Source organism: Rhodococcus sp. TAF43 (genome assembly GCF_052113525.1).
Taxonomy (GTDB): domain Bacteria; phylum Actinomycetota; class Actinomycetes; order Mycobacteriales; family Mycobacteriaceae; genus Prescottella.
Genome location: NZ_JBFRDL010000031.1, coordinates 63,513 through 78,255 on the forward strand (window position 1 = coordinate 63,513; position 14,743 = coordinate 78,255).

16 protein-coding genes are annotated in these 14,743 nt (G+C 67.3%); 2 read left to right on the forward strand and 14 right to left on the reverse strand.

What is annotated here, in order from left to right; genetic code table 11:
• Position 1: 1 nt before the first annotated feature.
• The 10 genes from AB4Z09_RS18670 to AB4Z09_RS18715 form a co-directional block, all read right to left on the reverse strand.
• A complete protein-coding gene (locus AB4Z09_RS18670; RefSeq protein ID WP_397484761.1) occupies positions 2-121 on the reverse strand; it encodes a DUF6893 family small protein in 120 nt (39 codons plus the stop codon).
• The gene (locus AB4Z09_RS18675; RefSeq protein WP_174913370.1) at positions 118-1,566 is read right to left on the reverse strand and encodes a hypothetical protein; all 1,449 of its coding nucleotides are present in this window, start codon (positions 1,564-1,566) and stop codon (positions 118-120) included. Before AB4Z09_RS18675 ends, AB4Z09_RS18670 begins: the two co-directional genes overlap by 4 nt.
• Positions 1,563-2,204, reverse strand: a complete 642-nt coding sequence (locus AB4Z09_RS18680; protein ID WP_174913373.1) for a DUF6084 family protein — start codon at positions 2,202-2,204, stop codon at positions 1,563-1,565. Before AB4Z09_RS18680 ends, AB4Z09_RS18675 begins: the two co-directional genes overlap by 4 nt.
• Complete coding sequence (locus tag AB4Z09_RS18685; RefSeq protein ID WP_174913376.1) at positions 2,201-2,872, reverse strand: DUF5947 family protein; 672 nt, start codon at positions 2,870-2,872, stop codon at positions 2,201-2,203. Before AB4Z09_RS18685 ends, AB4Z09_RS18680 begins: the two co-directional genes overlap by 4 nt.
• Complete coding sequence (locus AB4Z09_RS18690; protein WP_174913379.1) at positions 2,869-3,801, reverse strand: NifU family protein; 933 nt, start codon at positions 3,799-3,801, stop codon at positions 2,869-2,871. The genes AB4Z09_RS18685 and AB4Z09_RS18690 overlap by 4 nt, the downstream gene beginning before the upstream one ends.
• Positions 3,802-3,809: 8 nt before the next feature.
• Positions 3,810-5,603: a nickel-dependent hydrogenase large subunit gene (locus AB4Z09_RS18695; RefSeq protein ID WP_174913382.1), complete on the reverse strand. Its 1,794-nt coding sequence runs from the start codon at positions 5,601-5,603 to the stop codon at positions 3,810-3,812.
• A gap of 40 nt (positions 5,604-5,643) precedes the next feature.
• Positions 5,644-6,729 carry a hydrogenase expression protein HypE gene (locus AB4Z09_RS18700; protein WP_442240422.1) on the reverse strand — a complete coding sequence of 362 codons (1,086 nt, stop codon included), beginning with the start codon at positions 6,727-6,729 and terminating at the stop codon, positions 5,644-5,646.
• A 117-nt stretch (positions 6,730-6,846) separates the two neighbouring features.
• Entirely contained in the window at positions 6,847-7,668 is an 822-nt protein-coding gene (gene hypB / locus AB4Z09_RS18705) for a hydrogenase nickel incorporation protein HypB (protein ID WP_442240423.1), read from the reverse strand.
• Between the two features lie 3 nt (positions 7,669-7,671).
• Entirely contained in the window at positions 7,672-8,001 is a 330-nt protein-coding gene (locus tag AB4Z09_RS18710; RefSeq protein ID WP_442240435.1) for a hydrogenase maturation nickel metallochaperone HypA/HybF, read from the reverse strand.
• Positions 8,002-8,085: 84 nt separating this feature from the next.
• Positions 8,086-8,439 carry an ArsR/SmtB family transcription factor gene (locus tag AB4Z09_RS18715; RefSeq protein ID WP_114724344.1) on the reverse strand — a complete coding sequence of 118 codons (354 nt, stop codon included), beginning with the start codon at positions 8,437-8,439 and terminating at the stop codon, positions 8,086-8,088.
• A gap of 54 nt (positions 8,440-8,493) precedes the next feature.
• On the opposite strand from AB4Z09_RS18715, the gene AB4Z09_RS18720 reads away from it, so the two are divergent.
• Entirely contained in the window at positions 8,494-9,282 is a 789-nt protein-coding gene (locus AB4Z09_RS18720) for an alpha/beta fold hydrolase (RefSeq protein WP_442240424.1), read from the forward strand.
• Between the two features lie 54 nt (positions 9,283-9,336).
• Here AB4Z09_RS18720 and hutC read toward each other — a convergent pair whose 3' ends face one another.
• Entirely contained in the window at positions 9,337-10,092 is a 756-nt protein-coding gene (gene hutC / locus AB4Z09_RS18725) for a histidine utilization repressor (protein ID WP_174913391.1), read from the reverse strand.
• Positions 10,093-10,819: 727 nt separating this feature from the next.
• On the opposite strand from hutC, the gene AB4Z09_RS18730 reads away from it, so the two are divergent.
• The gene (locus AB4Z09_RS18730) at positions 10,820-11,695 is read left to right on the forward strand and encodes an HpcH/HpaI aldolase/citrate lyase family protein (protein ID WP_174913394.1); all 876 of its coding nucleotides are present in this window, start codon (positions 10,820-10,822) and stop codon (positions 11,693-11,695) included.
• Positions 11,696-12,093: 398 nt separating this feature from the next.
• Here AB4Z09_RS18730 and AB4Z09_RS18735 read toward each other — a convergent pair whose 3' ends face one another.
• Genes AB4Z09_RS18735 through AB4Z09_RS18745 form a run of 3 tightly spaced genes read right to left on the reverse strand, consistent with a single transcriptional unit; the run spans position 12,094 to position 14,701 of the window.
• Positions 12,094-12,795, reverse strand: coding sequence for a maleylpyruvate isomerase family mycothiol-dependent enzyme (locus tag AB4Z09_RS18735; RefSeq protein ID WP_442240425.1), 702 nt, complete (start codon positions 12,793-12,795; stop codon positions 12,094-12,096).
• Between the two features lie 8 nt (positions 12,796-12,803).
• A complete protein-coding gene (locus AB4Z09_RS18740) occupies positions 12,804-13,625 on the reverse strand; it encodes a fumarylacetoacetate hydrolase family protein (RefSeq protein ID WP_442240426.1) in 822 nt (273 codons plus the stop codon).
• A 5-nt stretch (positions 13,626-13,630) separates the two neighbouring features.
• Positions 13,631-14,701, reverse strand: a complete 1,071-nt coding sequence (locus AB4Z09_RS18745; protein WP_442240427.1) for a cupin domain-containing protein — start codon at positions 14,699-14,701, stop codon at positions 13,631-13,633.
• Positions 14,702-14,743: the final 42 nt, after the last annotated feature.

The following is a 14,743-nucleotide window of genomic DNA, read 5'->3' on the forward strand; positions in this document are numbered from 1 at the left end:
GTCACATCCGACGCATCCGCAGATACCGCTGCATGTCCGGGATCGAGCGCACGGCGATCCACGCACCCGCCGCCGCCACCGCCGCGAACAGCACGGTGGAGAACATTCCTACTGCCCTCATGACTCATTCTCCTCTCGCTCGTTCGCCGAAATGCCCTGCGAATCGAGTGGTTCCACTTCGTCAGGCGCGAAGTACAGGTAGCGGCCGTACCAGTCGTGCAGTTCGGCCGCGGGATCGTCCACGAGCACCACCCCGACGTGTGTTCCGCCGTCCACATCCGCGTGCACGGTCGCCACCCGGGCCACCTGGCCCGCGAAGAACAGGTCCTGCGCGTCGGCGCGCCGCGACGGCCGCAGCCGCACCAGACTCCCCTTCGCGACCCGCACCCCGCCGACGAGGACACCGTCGACGCCGGGCCGAACGGTGGTGTCGGCGGCGGGATCCCACCACGGGACGTCGTCGGGCACCTCGGGAACGAGGCCACCGGGGGTGACGAACGTCGGGGGCTCGGCGAGCCCGGATCCGAAGGCGCGCGGATCGCGGAGCGCACCGTGCAACTGCTGCATCTCGGCGGGCGTCATGCTGTCGCACCGATCGATGATCTGCGCCGCCCGTGGATCGGTCGCGCGGGCCTGCGCCTTCTCCGCGTCGGTCATCGTCATGACGCGCAGGGTGAGGATCTCGTCGATCTCGGTGGCGTCGAACAGGTCTCCGCCGCTCTCCTGCGCCACCTCCGGGTGGTCGTACAGGATGATCGGCGACGCCAGGACGATGTCGCTGGTCCCCGGTGCGAGCGGATCCTGATCGCCCGCGAGCACCGGGTAGCACCGGAACTGGCGGCAGCCGGCCACCGCGTCGGCGAACCTCGCGGGCGGGTCGAGCAGCGACACGAAACGCACACCGCCGGCCGAGAGGACCAGGTGCGCGCCGATGAACGAATGCCGGATCGCGGTGTCCTTGTCCGTCACCCCCGACCGCACCAGGTCGTCCAGCCGCCCGTCGTTCGTGACGTCGACGCCCAGCCGGACCGCGCCGTCCACGTCCACCGCACGCAGATCGACCCTGCCCCGCAACGGGAACCGCTCGCGGACCAGACGTCCCGCGGCGCCGAGCTGTTCGGTGTCGGTTCCGCCCGGCACCCGGATCTCGCTGCCGGCGCCGACGAGCAGTTCGGGCAGCGTGAACGCGCCGAGCGGGATCTCCACCTCCACGGCCTCGTCCCAGTTCACCCACGTCTGCCCGGCCGACACGAGTTCGGGAACGGGCGTGTAGCCGCCCCCCTCTGCCGCCTCTGCTGCCTCGGCCGTGCGGACCTGCAGCTGCAGGAACCGCAGCACCGGCTCGAGCACGACGTCGTCGGATGCTCGGTCCAGCACGCAGTCGACGTGCATCCACGAGTCCTCGCCGATGCCCCGCTCGCCGGCACCGACGGGACCCACTACACCGAACTGCCAGCGCGACTGGTTCTTTCCCGATGTGGACCGATAGGGGTAGAGCAGGTAGCCCTCGTAGAGGACGGCGTCGGCCACCGCCCGCAGCCGCGCCAGATCGCCGACCCCCGTCATGTCGCCACCTCCCCGGCACCGTCGAGCAGTTCGGTCACGGCCTGATCGATCCCGAGCAGGCCCCGGGCCGCCTTGAACCGCGCCAGCGCCGCGATCGTGTCGTGGTCCAGCCGCACCCATCCGTTCGACGGGAAGTTCTGCCGCACCACGTCGCGCCACACCTCGACCGGCATGTCGAACTGCGCCTCGCGATCCCACGGGACCTGCTCCACCGAGAACCCGCCGGCTCCCTTCGTGAAGACAGTGCCGCTGAACAGGAAACTGAGGGGGACCGTGTCACCCTCGAGTGCGTGCAGATACTTCGACGCGGTCACCTCGAAGTCGTACGTGCACGGCATCACCAGTTCGGTCACACATTCACCCGTGAACCCGGGCACCACCGCCGTGGTGTGCAGCCACGGGAAGGTCGACAGCGTCGACCCCCAGCGCTCCCGCGGCCCGAACAGGTCCAGCAGACCCGCCTCCTCGGCGTCCGAATAGCGACGGCGCCGCGGCTCTATCCGGATCTGGCAGCGCAGCACCAGCGCGTGCACGGTCGCGCCCGTGCTCTCGGCGATCCGCACCCGCGCAATCAGGTTGGGGGTCACCGAGAACGGCTCCGGCCCGATCGACAGCACCGAGAAATCCACCGACGTCACGGCGCACCTCCCTCGCCGGCGGCGACACTGCGGCGTTCGATCCGCGCGAAGAAGTCGTCGAGTTCGCGGCGGGCGTCCTGCCCGCCGTCGAAGCCGCGCCAGCAGCGCCGCAGCCGGCCGACCAGTTCGTAGCACGCGTCGATCGGCAGCAGGTGGCACTCGGCGCCACCGGGTCCGGTGGTCGGGACCCGGATCAGCAACGCCTCCACGTCGGCGACCACGGTGCGGAGCGCGGGATTGGCCGCCACCACCGAATCCCAGGCGGCGATCGGCAGATCGGATTCCGTCGCACCGGCGGGTCCGGGGTAGAACGCGACCGTGCGATCCTGCTCGGAGTTGCGGAAGAAGAAGGCCAGGCCCACCGGGATCTCCAGCCCGTCCCATTCGCCCGGCCCCAGCCGGAAGTCCGGGAACGACAGGTACCGGTCGGGCACGGCCCGATACTTCAGCGCCGCATCGGGTTCGGTGAACAGCAGGTAGCACGGACGGCACACGCACATCAGCTGACGTCCGGCCATGTTCACGACGTGCGAGTGCTCGTCGGCGATCGGGGCCGCGCACATCTCGCACCGCTCGCCCACCGGCGCGTCCGGTCTGGTCACCGCGATACGACGCAGCACCCCCAGGGCCGGTCCGGTGGGGGTGCCTGGGCCACGCGGCGCGGTCACCCGGTCACCGCCGTGGGCACGGCCACCGAGAGCACGCCGTCACGCACCAGGACCGGTAGCGGGTCGAGGTGATCGTCCGGCACCTCCACCCCGGCGCCGGCCCGGCGGACGTCGTAGTGGGCGCGACAGCTCGGGCACCGCAGGACCGCATCGTTCACCGGCCCACCGGCGCGGCGCGCCATCGTGGTGCCCGCCATCGAGTTCCCGCACGCGGGGCATCGGTCCCGGTACGCGAAGAGATCGTCGCCCACGCGACAGACGAGCATCGTGAGTCCCCCGACGGTGAACCCGCCGACCTCCCCCGGAGCGAGCTCGGCGAATTCCGGTACCGCCAGCCAGTTTCCGTTCTGCGGAGTGGTCTCACGCACGTGCGAGAGCAGCGAATCGGCGGTGAACACGCCCGGCGTGGGTGCGGTCTCGCGCTCGTCGGTCTCCACCTCGATCGTCGTGGTCTCCGGGGCCGCGGCCTGCACGGCGCCCTCCACCGCGAGCTGTAGCGTCACCGCCGACGACGGACAGCCGTGACAGCTGCCGAGCAGGCGCAGGCGCACGACGCCGTCCGACACATCCACCAGTTCGACGTCGCCGCCGTGCGAACCCAGGTAGGGGCGGACGCTGTCGAGCGCCGTCCGCACCCGTGTCTCGACGTCGTGCGGATGCAGACCGCTCACCAGCAGCACGCTCGACACCAACTCGTCCCGCGCCAGCTCGTCCACCAGCCCGGGGGTGCAGCCGGCGGCGGTCAGGATCCGGTCCAACGCCTCGCCGTACAGGTCCACCACCTCGCGGACGAGCTGCTCGGCCCGTTCACGCGCGACCGGACCTCCCACCGCGGAGGCGTCGAGCAGCGCCTCGATCCGATCGCCGGCTCCCCGCCAGCGATCGGATTCGTGCGGCTGGATCCGTGTCTCGTCGTCTATCGGCCCCATTCCTCACCTCATTCCCCGGTCATGGACTGCGTCGGAGAATGGAGCTTGTCGAGACTCTTCCCGTCGCCGAGGTACATGTGCACACCGCACGGCAGGCAGGGATCGAAGCTGCGCACGGTACGCATGATGTCGATGCCCTTGAAGTCGTCACGGCCGTTCTCCTCGTAGATCGGAAGATCCGTGACCGCGTCCTCGTACGGACCCGGGATCCCTTCGGCATCACGCGGACTCGCGTTCCAGGGCGTGGGCGGGTACGGGTGGTAGTTCGCGATCTTGCCGTCCCGGATCACCATGTGGTGCGACAGCACCCCGCGCACCGCCTCGGTGAAGCCGCAGCCGATGCCCTCGTCGGGCACCTCGAACGACTCCCACGTCTTGGTGCGGCCGGCGTTGATCTCGACGAGCGCCTTGCGCGCGAAGTGCAGGGCCATCGCGGCCGCGTACGCCTGGAAGTAGGTGCGCGCCCGGTTGCGCTCGATCGTGTTGCTCCACTGCGGGATCCGCCACTCGAAGCTGGCCGGGCCCTTCAGCGCCGTCTTCGGGAAGTCGATCTTGACGCTGTGCCCGGTGGCCATGACCTCGTCGGTCTCGACCATCCCGGCCAGCGCGGTGGACCACATCCGGGCCAGGGCACCGCCGCCGGTGTCGAGCGCGAGATTGCTCTTGCCGTCGAACCACCGCGGCGACATCACCCAGCTGTACTTGTCCTCGAGGTCGCGCTTCTGCGGCTTGGGATTGGTGTGCTGGTTCCACGGGTGGCGACGGTCCACGGGATTGCCCAGCGGATCGGTACTGACGAACATCTCCTGGTCGGACCAGTCGTCGTAGTACGACGACCCCAGCATGATGCGGATGCCCAGGTTGATGTCGACGAGGTCCGTCGTCACCAGCTTGTTGTCCACGACCACGCCCGGGGTGACGAACATCTTCCGACCCCAGTCCGTCATGTCCTTGTACGCGAAATTGCACACCTCGGGATCCTGGAAGGCACCCCAGCACCCGAGCATCACCCGACGCTCGCCGACGTGCTCGTAACCCGGCAGCGCCTCGTAGAAGAAGTCGAACAGGTCGTCGTGCATGGGCACGACCTTCTTCATGAACTCGATATAGCGCATCAGGCGCGTGGTGTAGTCGGTGATCAACTGCACCGTCGCGACCGTCCCCACTCCACCGGGATACAGCGTCGACGGGTGGACGTGCCGACCCTCCATGAGGCAGAACATCTCTCGGGTCAGTCGACTGACCTGGAGCGCCTCCCGGTAGAAGTCGCCGGTGAACGGGTTCAGTGCCCGCATGATGTCGGCGATGCTCCGGTAGCCGTGCTCGTCGGCGTGCGGCGCCGGGGTGTTCTCGGCCTGGGCGAGCACACCGGGATTGGTCTCGGACACCATCTTCTCGCAGTAGTCCACCGCGACCAGGTTCTCCTGGAAGATGTTGTGGTCGAACATATACTCCGCGGCCTCGCCGAGATTGGCGATCCACTCCCCCAGATGCGGCGGCTGGACCCCGTACGCCATGTTCTGGGCGTAACACGAGCAGGTCGCGTGATTGTCGCCGCAGATCCCGCAGATCCGGCTGGTGATGAAGTGCGCGTCGCGCGGATCCTTACCCTTCATGAACAGCGAGTAGCCGCGGAAGATCGACGACGTGCTGTGGCACTCGGCGACGGTCTTGTTCTTGAAGTCGACCTTGGTGTAGATCCCGAGACTGCCGACGATGCGGGTGATGGGATCCCAGGCCATCTCGACGAGGCCCTTGTCGTCGGTCGCCCCCTGTTTCGGCTCGGGCACGGTTGAAGTCATCGAGATGCCTCTTTTCCCTCGGCGATCGCGTGTGTTCGCGCTACCAGGTGCGGACGGCCCCCGTCCTGAGCAGGCGCCCTGGCGCGCGCCAATGCGGTTCCTTCTCGAGCGTCCTGCCGGTGACGTTCCGCAGCGTGCGGATCACCGATCCGTACACCTCGGACACCGAACTCGAGAGAATGCCGCCTGGGGGTTCGTCCATGAACGGCATGAACTTGTCCGGGAAGCCCGGCATCGTGCATCCGATGCAGATGCCGCCCACGTTGGGACAGCCACCGATGCCGGCCATCCAACCACGCTTGGGCACATTGCATTTCACGACCGGACCCCAGCATCCGAGCTTGACGATGCATTTGGGTGAGCCGTACTCGGTCGCGAAATCGCCTTGTTCGTAGTAGCCGGCGCGATCACAGCCCTCGTGCACCGTCTGCCCGAACAGCCACTGCGGCCGGAGCTGTTCGTCGAGCGGGATCATCGGTGCCTGCTCGGTCACCTGGTACAGCAGGTAGGTCAGGGTCTCGGACAGGTTGTCCGGCTGGATCGGGCAGCCCGGCACGCACACGATCGGCAGGCCCGCCTTGGACTTCCAGTCCCATCCGAGGTAGTCGGGTACGCCCATCGCCCCGGTCGGATTGCCGGCCATCGCATGGATACCGCCGTAGCAGGCGCACGTGCCGGCCGCGACGATCGCCGTCGCCTTCGGCGCGAGCCGGTCGAGCCACTCGCTCGTCGTGACGGGCTGCCCGGTCTCCGGGTTGTTGCCGAATCCGCACCAGTAGCCCTCGTCGTGCAGGTTCTCGTTCGGGATCGAACCCTCGACGACGAGCACGAACGGCTCCAACTCTCCGCGGTCGGCCTTCCAGAACCATTCGAGGAAGTCGTCGGCGCCGCCCTCGGGCCCGCACTCGAAGTCGATCAACGGCCAGTGCACGGCGATCTTGGGCAGTCCCGGCAGTGCGCCGAAGACGATCTCCTCGACGCTCGGCTGGGTGGCGGCGGTGAGCGCGACGGAGTCACCGTCGCAGCTGAGCCCCGCATTGATCCACAGGATGTGGATGAGCCCCTCGTCCGTMTCGTCGGCCTTGGCGTGCTCTGGCTTCTTCGCAGCTTTGGTCGGTGTCGACATGTCGGCCACTCCCCGGGGCTCACCCGCCCCTGCGTCACCGGAGTCGACCCTCGGCCCACTTGCGTGACGCCCACCACAATTAAGGCGCGGACCGGGAGATATGTCAACGGCAGATGGTCATCCCAGCCGACGCTCGGCGATCCACCGGTACCACCGGTCCATCCCCTCGCCGCTGGTCGCGGACAGATTCACAACCTGCACACCGGGATTCACCGATCTTGCGTTCCGTTCGCACACCGCAGGGTCGAACGAGACATACGGGAGCAGGTCGGTCTTGTTGACGATCACGAGGTCGGCGACCGCGAAGATGTGCGGGTACTTCAACGGCTTGTCGTCGCCCTCCGTCACCGATATTAGGACAACCTTACCTTGCTCGCCAAGGTCGAACAGGGCGGGGCACACCAGATTTCCGACATTCTCCACGAACACCAGCGACTCGTTCGCGGGACGCAGCGTGTCGAGCGCGCCGCGCATCATCTCGGCGTCGAGGTGGCATCCCGAGCCCGTATTCACCTGTACCACAGAACATCCCGTGGCTCGAATGCGTTCGGCGTCGAGCAGTGTCTCCTGATCGCCCTCGATCACCGAGATCGGACCGGTATCCGACAGGTCTCGCACTGTGCGCTCGAGCAGCGTGGTCTTTCCCGAGCCGGGCGAGCTCATCAGATTGAACGCGAGCACCCCGCGCTCGGTGAGCCACGCGCGGTTCTCCTCCGCGAGGACGTCGTTCTTGGCCAGGATCTTCTCTTCGAGCGTGATCGTCTCGGTCCCGGTCGGCTCGTGCGAGTGGCCGTGCCCGTGCGCATGGCCGTGACCGTGTTCGTGTTCGTGTTCGTGTTCGTGTTCGTGCTCGCGAGGGTCCACGCCGGGGACACTGATCCGGGTTCCGGCCGTCCCGCCGGCCTCGTCGACCTTGCCGCAGCCACACGTTGCACACATGGTTCAACCCACTTCCATCGACATGATCCGCAGTTCACGGCCCGAGAGGACCTCGACGTCGGCGCTGCCGCACGGACACAGCAGAACCAGATCGCGTAGGGGGAAGTCCGTGTCACAGCCGCGGCAGTGCGCCAGTCCGGGAGGCTCCTCGATATCGAGGCGGGYGCCCTCGGCGACCGTCCCCTCCGTGACCAGTTCGAAGCAGAACTGCATCGCATCGGGCACCACCGCGCACAGGCAACCGACCTGCAGTCGGATGCTGCGCACGTTGCGGTCGCCGGCGCGCTCGCACACCGCGTCGACGACACTCTGGGTGATCGCCATCTCGTGCATCACGGGTCCCCTCCGGACGGAGGCTGTCCGAAGTCACGATAGGCCGCACCCGCGACCGGCAACAGGGGATTCGGTGAAGCGACGTCAGCTCGCGTCGTGCTCGTGGAAGTGGGTGGCCCCGATGGTGTGCAGCAGCTCGTGCACGGTGTCGTCGACCAGGCGGTAGCGGACGGTGCGGCCGGACCGCTCGGCCGACACCCAGCCCTGTTGCCGCAACAGACGCAGCGCGTGGGACACCGCGGTGCCCGTCATCCCAAGGGCCACCGCGAGATCGGTGACGCAGATGTCGGGGGCGTGGTGCAGGCACAGCAGCAGCCGCAGCCGGTTGGGGTCGGAGAGCAGCTCGAAGCGGTTGGCCCACGCTCCGATGTCCGGCGTCTCGAGCGCCAGCGCCGCGCGGCGGGCGTGATCCGGGTCGATAGCGGGAATCTCGGGCACGGCCTCAGTGTAGGTCTGCTGATCCCGATCGCGACCTAACGTAGAGGGGTGGTCATGCAGCAGGCAGTCAACCCCGTCGACGGTGTCGGGATCGCGTATCGGGTGATCGGCGACGGGCCACCGTTGGTGCTGGCGCACGGCACCGCGCTGTCCAGTGCGATCTGGCGCGCGTTCGGGTACGTCAAGGCCCTGCGCGATCAGTACCAGTTGATCCTGCCGGACATGCGCGGCCACGGCCGCAGCGATACGCCGTACGACGCGGACTCGTACGCGATGGACCTGGTGGTGGGCGACATCGTCGCGGTGCTCGGCGCGTTGGGTCACGACCGGGCCCATTACCTGGGCTACTCGTTCGGCGGACGCGTCGGGCTCTCGCTCGCGGTGAGCGCCCCCGAACGCCTGCGCACCCTCACCGTCGGCGGCGGCAGTTCCCGTCCACAGGCCGGTTCGTTCGACAAACTGTTCTTCCCTGGTTGCATCGATGTCCTCGACCACGAGGGCATGACGGCCTTCCTCGACCGGTGGAACGCGTACCGCCCCTGGCCACTCGACGCCGCCACCCGGGCCGCGTTCGACGCCAACGACACCCGCGCCCTGGTCGCGTACCTCCGCCGGTCCGAGACCGAGCCCGGAGTGCCCGACGCGGCACTCGAAACACTCGACCTGCCGACACTGCTGTTCGTCGGGTCGGAGGACCGTCCGCGGCTGTCCGACACGAAGAAGCTGGCGTCGCTCATTCCGGGGTCGCGGCTGGCGGTCATTCCCGGCTTCGACCACGCCACCACGGTCGCGGCGTCCCCCGAGGTCCTGGCGGTCGTGAAGCCATTCCTGGAGGAGCACTGATGGTCAAGGATTTCCGACGGTATCCGTCTGAGATCCTTCACCATCAATGCCTCCTCAGCGAGCGAAGGCACCCTCGAGCCGGTTGTGCGATCCCGGGTGGATCAGCCGCGCCGTACTCACCAACCCGTGCTCGGACCAGGTCCGGCGCCGGATCAGCAGGCACGGCTCACCGCGGTCGATCTGCAGCAGGCGGCATTCCTCCGGGCTGGCCAGGACGGCTTCGACCACGTGTTCGCCCCGCACGAGCGGCGCGACACGACTGAGGTAGTCGTTGGGCGTGATCGTGGTGAAGTCCTGGTCGAGGTAGTCCGGCGCCTCGGCCGGGTTCACCAGACGGTCCTCCACCTGGATCGGCTTGTCGTCCTCGTAGTGCACGAGAACCGAGTGAAACACCTTGGCACCGACCGCATCCCGGAGGAATGCCTGCGAGTGGTCGGCCTCCTCTTCGCGCACGAAGATCACCTCGGTGCGGTGCCGGTGACCCCGCTCCTGGATCTCGTCGGCGATGTTCTTGACCTCGAACAGCGGTGACGGGGTCTTGGTGCTCGCGACGAACGTGCCGATACCCATCATCCGGACGATCAGGCCGTCACTGGTCAGTTCGCGCAGCGCGCGGTTGATCGTCATCCGGGACAGACCGAGCGCGCCTACGAACTGGTTCTCGGACGGCAACTGGTCGCCCTCCGACCAACGGCCCGAACGGATCTGCTCGGCCACCAGCTTCTTGACCCGTTCGTAGGCGGGCACGGACTCGCCGCCGACCTCGCCGAACAGCGCGGCAAGTTCCGCGTCGACGTCAACAACTGCCATAACCTGCACCCACTCCTCGCGACGAGGTCTCACCGCCCCGTTCGTCGACTCGGTCCACGAAGTCTACCGACCAACTCGACCCACCATCCGCCGCAACGGGCCGAACGCTGCGATCTCCGCCAGCGCCGTTCGAGCCGGCCGGAGCCTCGGCTCGTTGCGCCTGTCCGCGAGCAAAGACGCTGCTCGGTGGCGTCCGCGTCGCCAGAACCTCGGCCCCGAGGTGCTCGACGATGCTGCGGGCCCCTTGACACAAGCTTGTATAGGCAGGAATATACAAGTCATGGTTGCGGAACGTGAGCCAGCGCACAACAGCTACGCCCACGCGGGTGCGGACGACACCAGAGTCGGCCCACAGACGCGTGAGCCGGCCGCGTCCTCACCGCCCGGCCACTAGGAGTCACCCGATCGACATCACCTCACCCGGCCACGAGCTGCACTGCTTCTTCAGCCCGCCTGGGCAGCGAATCAAAGTCTGGGCAACAAGCGTGTTCACCCGATCAGAACCCGTTGTCGAGCACGACCGCCATCCCGGCGGGTTGAAGGTTCGTCTGCCACCGACGGATTCCGCGGCCGACCATCGAGAGCCCACCCCCGAACAAGAGCCTCCGCTACCGCCGGCCACCGATGACTTACGCCAGCTACCGACGACCTGGGCTGCCGCAGGCCGACACGGCCGCCTGAATCGACACACCACCGACAGCGACGAGCAAGAACGGTTTTGAGCAGAATGACCCACCAACCCCCGATCACCCACCGCCACCACCTCGACGCCTCCCACGCTCGATCGTGGCTTCTCGTCCCTGCCGACAAGCCTGAGCGCTTCGCCGAAGCCTTCGAGTCCGCCGCCGACGCCGTGATCCTGGATCTCGAAGACGCCGTCATCGCGTCCAACAAGGACAAAGCTCGTGCAGAACTGACACGGTGGACGCGGTCCGGCGGCCGAGCATGGGTCCGCATCAACGACGCGACCACAGAGCACTGGAACAACGACCTCGCAGCTATCGCAGCACTCGACAACATCGAAGGCGTGATGCTGGCGAAGACCGAAACAGCGGAACAAGTCGACGCAACCGCGCAGCGACTCCATCCCGGAACACGAGTCATCGCACTGGTAGAGACCGCGGCCGGCATGGTCGCGGCCACCTCGATCGCGCAGTCGCCCGCGACTTTCCGACTGGCATTCGGAAGTGGGGACTACCGCCGCGATACAGGCATGGATCAATCACCGCTTGCCATGGCATACCCGCGATCGCACCTGACGGCCGCCAGTCGCGCGGCAGGACTTCCCGGACCGATCGACGGGCCGACCGTGTCCTTCAGACAGTCCGTTCTGGAAGATGAGACCACGAATGCTGCTTCACTCGGCGCGACGGGCCGGCTGTGTATGCGACCCGAGCAGACCTCGACGGTGAACAAGCTCCTCTCGCCCACCGACCACGATGTGCGCTGGGCTCGCAAGGTGATCGATACGCTCGGCGAGGACGGTGAACGCGTCAACGACGGCAGCGACCTGCCGCGTCTGGCTCGCGCCCGGCGCATCACTCGCCTGGAGAGGCTCTTCGCCGCATACGGTCTTCCGTCCGACCTGACATCGACGTCGTGAACCATGACGGCAACGACGAACCTCGCCCCTCGAATCCACTGTGGCAGCGGTGACTTCAGCATGAACGACCAGAACTACAACTACATGGTCACCTTCGCCAGGAAGCGGCGCCATCGGGGCGGCGGTTCCGGTGAGGACATTCTGGTGGAATTCGGGCTCTCACAGTCCGAGTACTTTCGCCAACTACAGAGCCTGCTCCGTCAACGTATCGGCGCCGCTGCCGATCTTCCCGAGGACCTCCGCGAAGAACTCACAGCTATCTGTCGGCAGCGGCTGGGTCGTCTGCCAGTTCCAGCAGTGGACCGCAGATCTCCCGCTCGAGCAAGGTCGCACCGAATCTGATTGCGGAAGGATACCGATGCCGACCTCCACCGAAAGTGTGTACCCACCAATCGCTTTCACCGAACGCGGGGGCGAGCAGCAGGTGATGCCGGATCAGCGACCCACGTCCCTGTCGATGACCGTATCGCGGACCGCGCGGGTGTGCGATCGGATGAGCGCGAGCGGGAAGCCTCATCCACCGCATCGTCACCGGGCACGTTCCACCGGCGCGCTGAATCGACAACGGCGCCGTACATCCCGACGACGTCGTCGAGGAGCGAGTCGAGGACGACGTCGGGGAACTCGTCGAAGCGCCCACCGTTCCCGAGGTCGACCGTGTGGATCCACACCTCGCGGCTGCGCATCCATGCGGTCTCCGACGCCGGCACCATCCGCCCCTGCGCGGTCCGCACCTGCGCGGCCCACGCCTCCCGAGGGACGGTGCGCCACTGCTCGTCGAGCCGGGCGGCTGTGTGGGTGAAGAGGTTTCGCAAGGACCCGACACTCAGCGTGGCGCCCTCGTCGATCTCCCGGGCCCGCTGCTGCATCGATTCGTACATGGGCGTCTCCACACCCGTCGCAGCCCAGTCGAGGATCCGGCACAGCGCGGCGGCGTTGTAGCCGACGTGCGCGACGAGGTGCTTTCGCGTCCACCCTTCGAGCAGGCTCGGACCCGACAGGTCCGCGTCGGACACCGCCGCGAGCCGCTGCGCGAAGTACGCGGTCCCCTCACGCGCGAGGTCCAGCCGCTCGGACAGATCCAGATCGTTGAAGGCCACGAACGCTCCTACCTGACGACGGTCTTGTTGCGCACCGAGCCCAGTCCCTCGATGCTCACCTCGACCGTATCCCCGTCACCGATGTAGCGCGCGGGCTTGCGGGCATGGCCGACACCCCCGGTGGTACCGGTGATGATCACATCACCGGGCTGCAGCGTGACGATGTGCGAGATGTAATCGACGAGCCCAGCCGGGGTGAACACCAGGTCGTCGGTGGTGGCCGACTGCATCACCTCGCCCTCGAGCCGGGTCTCGATGCGGGTGCCGAGCTGGTAGTCGGTGACCAGGTGCGGGCCGAAGCCGCTGGTCTTCTCGAACGTCTTGCCCTGGTCCCACTGCAGCGTGCGGTACTGGTAGTCGCGCATCGTGTAGTCGTTGATCACCGAGTAGCCGGCGATGTACGCATCCGCGTCGGCCTCGGCCACCTGATACGCCGGCTTGCCGATCACCACCGCGAGCTCGGCCTCCCAGTCCAGCTGCGACGCCGCGTACGCGGGCACGATCACATCGTCGTACGGGCCGGTGAGTGCTTCCTTGAACTTCGAGAACAGCGTCGGGTACGCGGGCAGCTCGCGGCCCATCTCCTTGATGTGAGTGCCGTAGTTCAGGCCCACGCACACGATCTTCCCGGGACTCGGAACCACCGGCGCGTAGTCGGCGCCGGCCAGATCGACGACCGCTCCGGACGCGTTCTCGGCGACGGTCTGCCAGTCCGGATCGTTCAGCAGCGCCGACAGGTCCGCGTACCCGTCGACGACGGTGGCGGACGTGTCGGAATCGACGCGGACGGCTGCGGTACCACCGTCGAGACGGAGAGTGGCGAGACGCATGAGGATCAGGCTCCTTCGGAAATATGAGTGCGATGGAAGTGCAGACGCTCCACGATCGGTGCGTCCGAGAACGCGAACAGGTCTATCCCGCCGTCGGTTTCGAGATCCCACGGCACCCACGACGGAACGACGATCATGTCGCCCTTCGCGACATCGTGGGCCTGGTCGCCGAGCCGGAAACGGCCCTCGCCCTCGAAAACCTGGAACACCACCGAGCCGACGTCCCGGCGGGTGCGGGTCGCAGCACCCGGACGCAGCCGATGGAACTCGGCGCGGATCGTCGGCATCACATCACCACCCGTAGTCGGGTTCGTGTACCGCACGGCGGCGTGACCGGGCTCGGACGTGGCCAGGTATCCCTCGCCCTCGAGCGCAAGCTGCTCCCGCAGTGCGGCATCGGTGTGTTCCCACCGGTAGCACGCGATCGGCGAGCTGGTCCTCGCATCGACGCCGACCAGCGGCCGCAGACCCGGATGCGCCCAGAGTCGCTCCGAGCGTGAGACGTCCGGGGTCGAGGTGTCGGTGACTCCGTCTGCTCCGAACTCGAAGAACCCGGTGTCGGTGTAGTTCACGAACGGAATGTCGAGTCCGTCGATCCACGCCATCGGATGGTCCGTCTCATTGTGGTGGCCGTGGAAGGCCCAGCCCGGCGTCAACAGGAAATCACCGCGGCGCATCGCCACCGGATCCCCGTTCACGACCGTCCACACCCCCTCGCCCTCGACGACGAATCGGAAAGCGTTCTGCGAGTGACGATGTTCCGGAGCGGTCTCGCGCGGTCCGAGATATTGGATCGCCGCCCACAACGTGGGCGTGACGTACGGAACGCCACCCAGACCCGGGTTGGCGAGCGCGATCGCACGACGCTCACCACCCCGTCCGACCGGGACCAGATCCCCCGCCCGCTGTGCGAGCGGATACAACGTGGACCACTTCCACACGGACGGAACAGCTTTCGATGTCGGCACCATCGGCATCAAATCGCCCAGCTGCGTCCACAGCGGGTTGAGATTCTCGGCGGCGAAATCGGCGTACAGCTGATCCAGCTCGGGTTCGTGGGTTTCGGCGGCAGTCATGCACCCTCCTCGTGAGCACTCACGTGCGACATCCGCATCAAC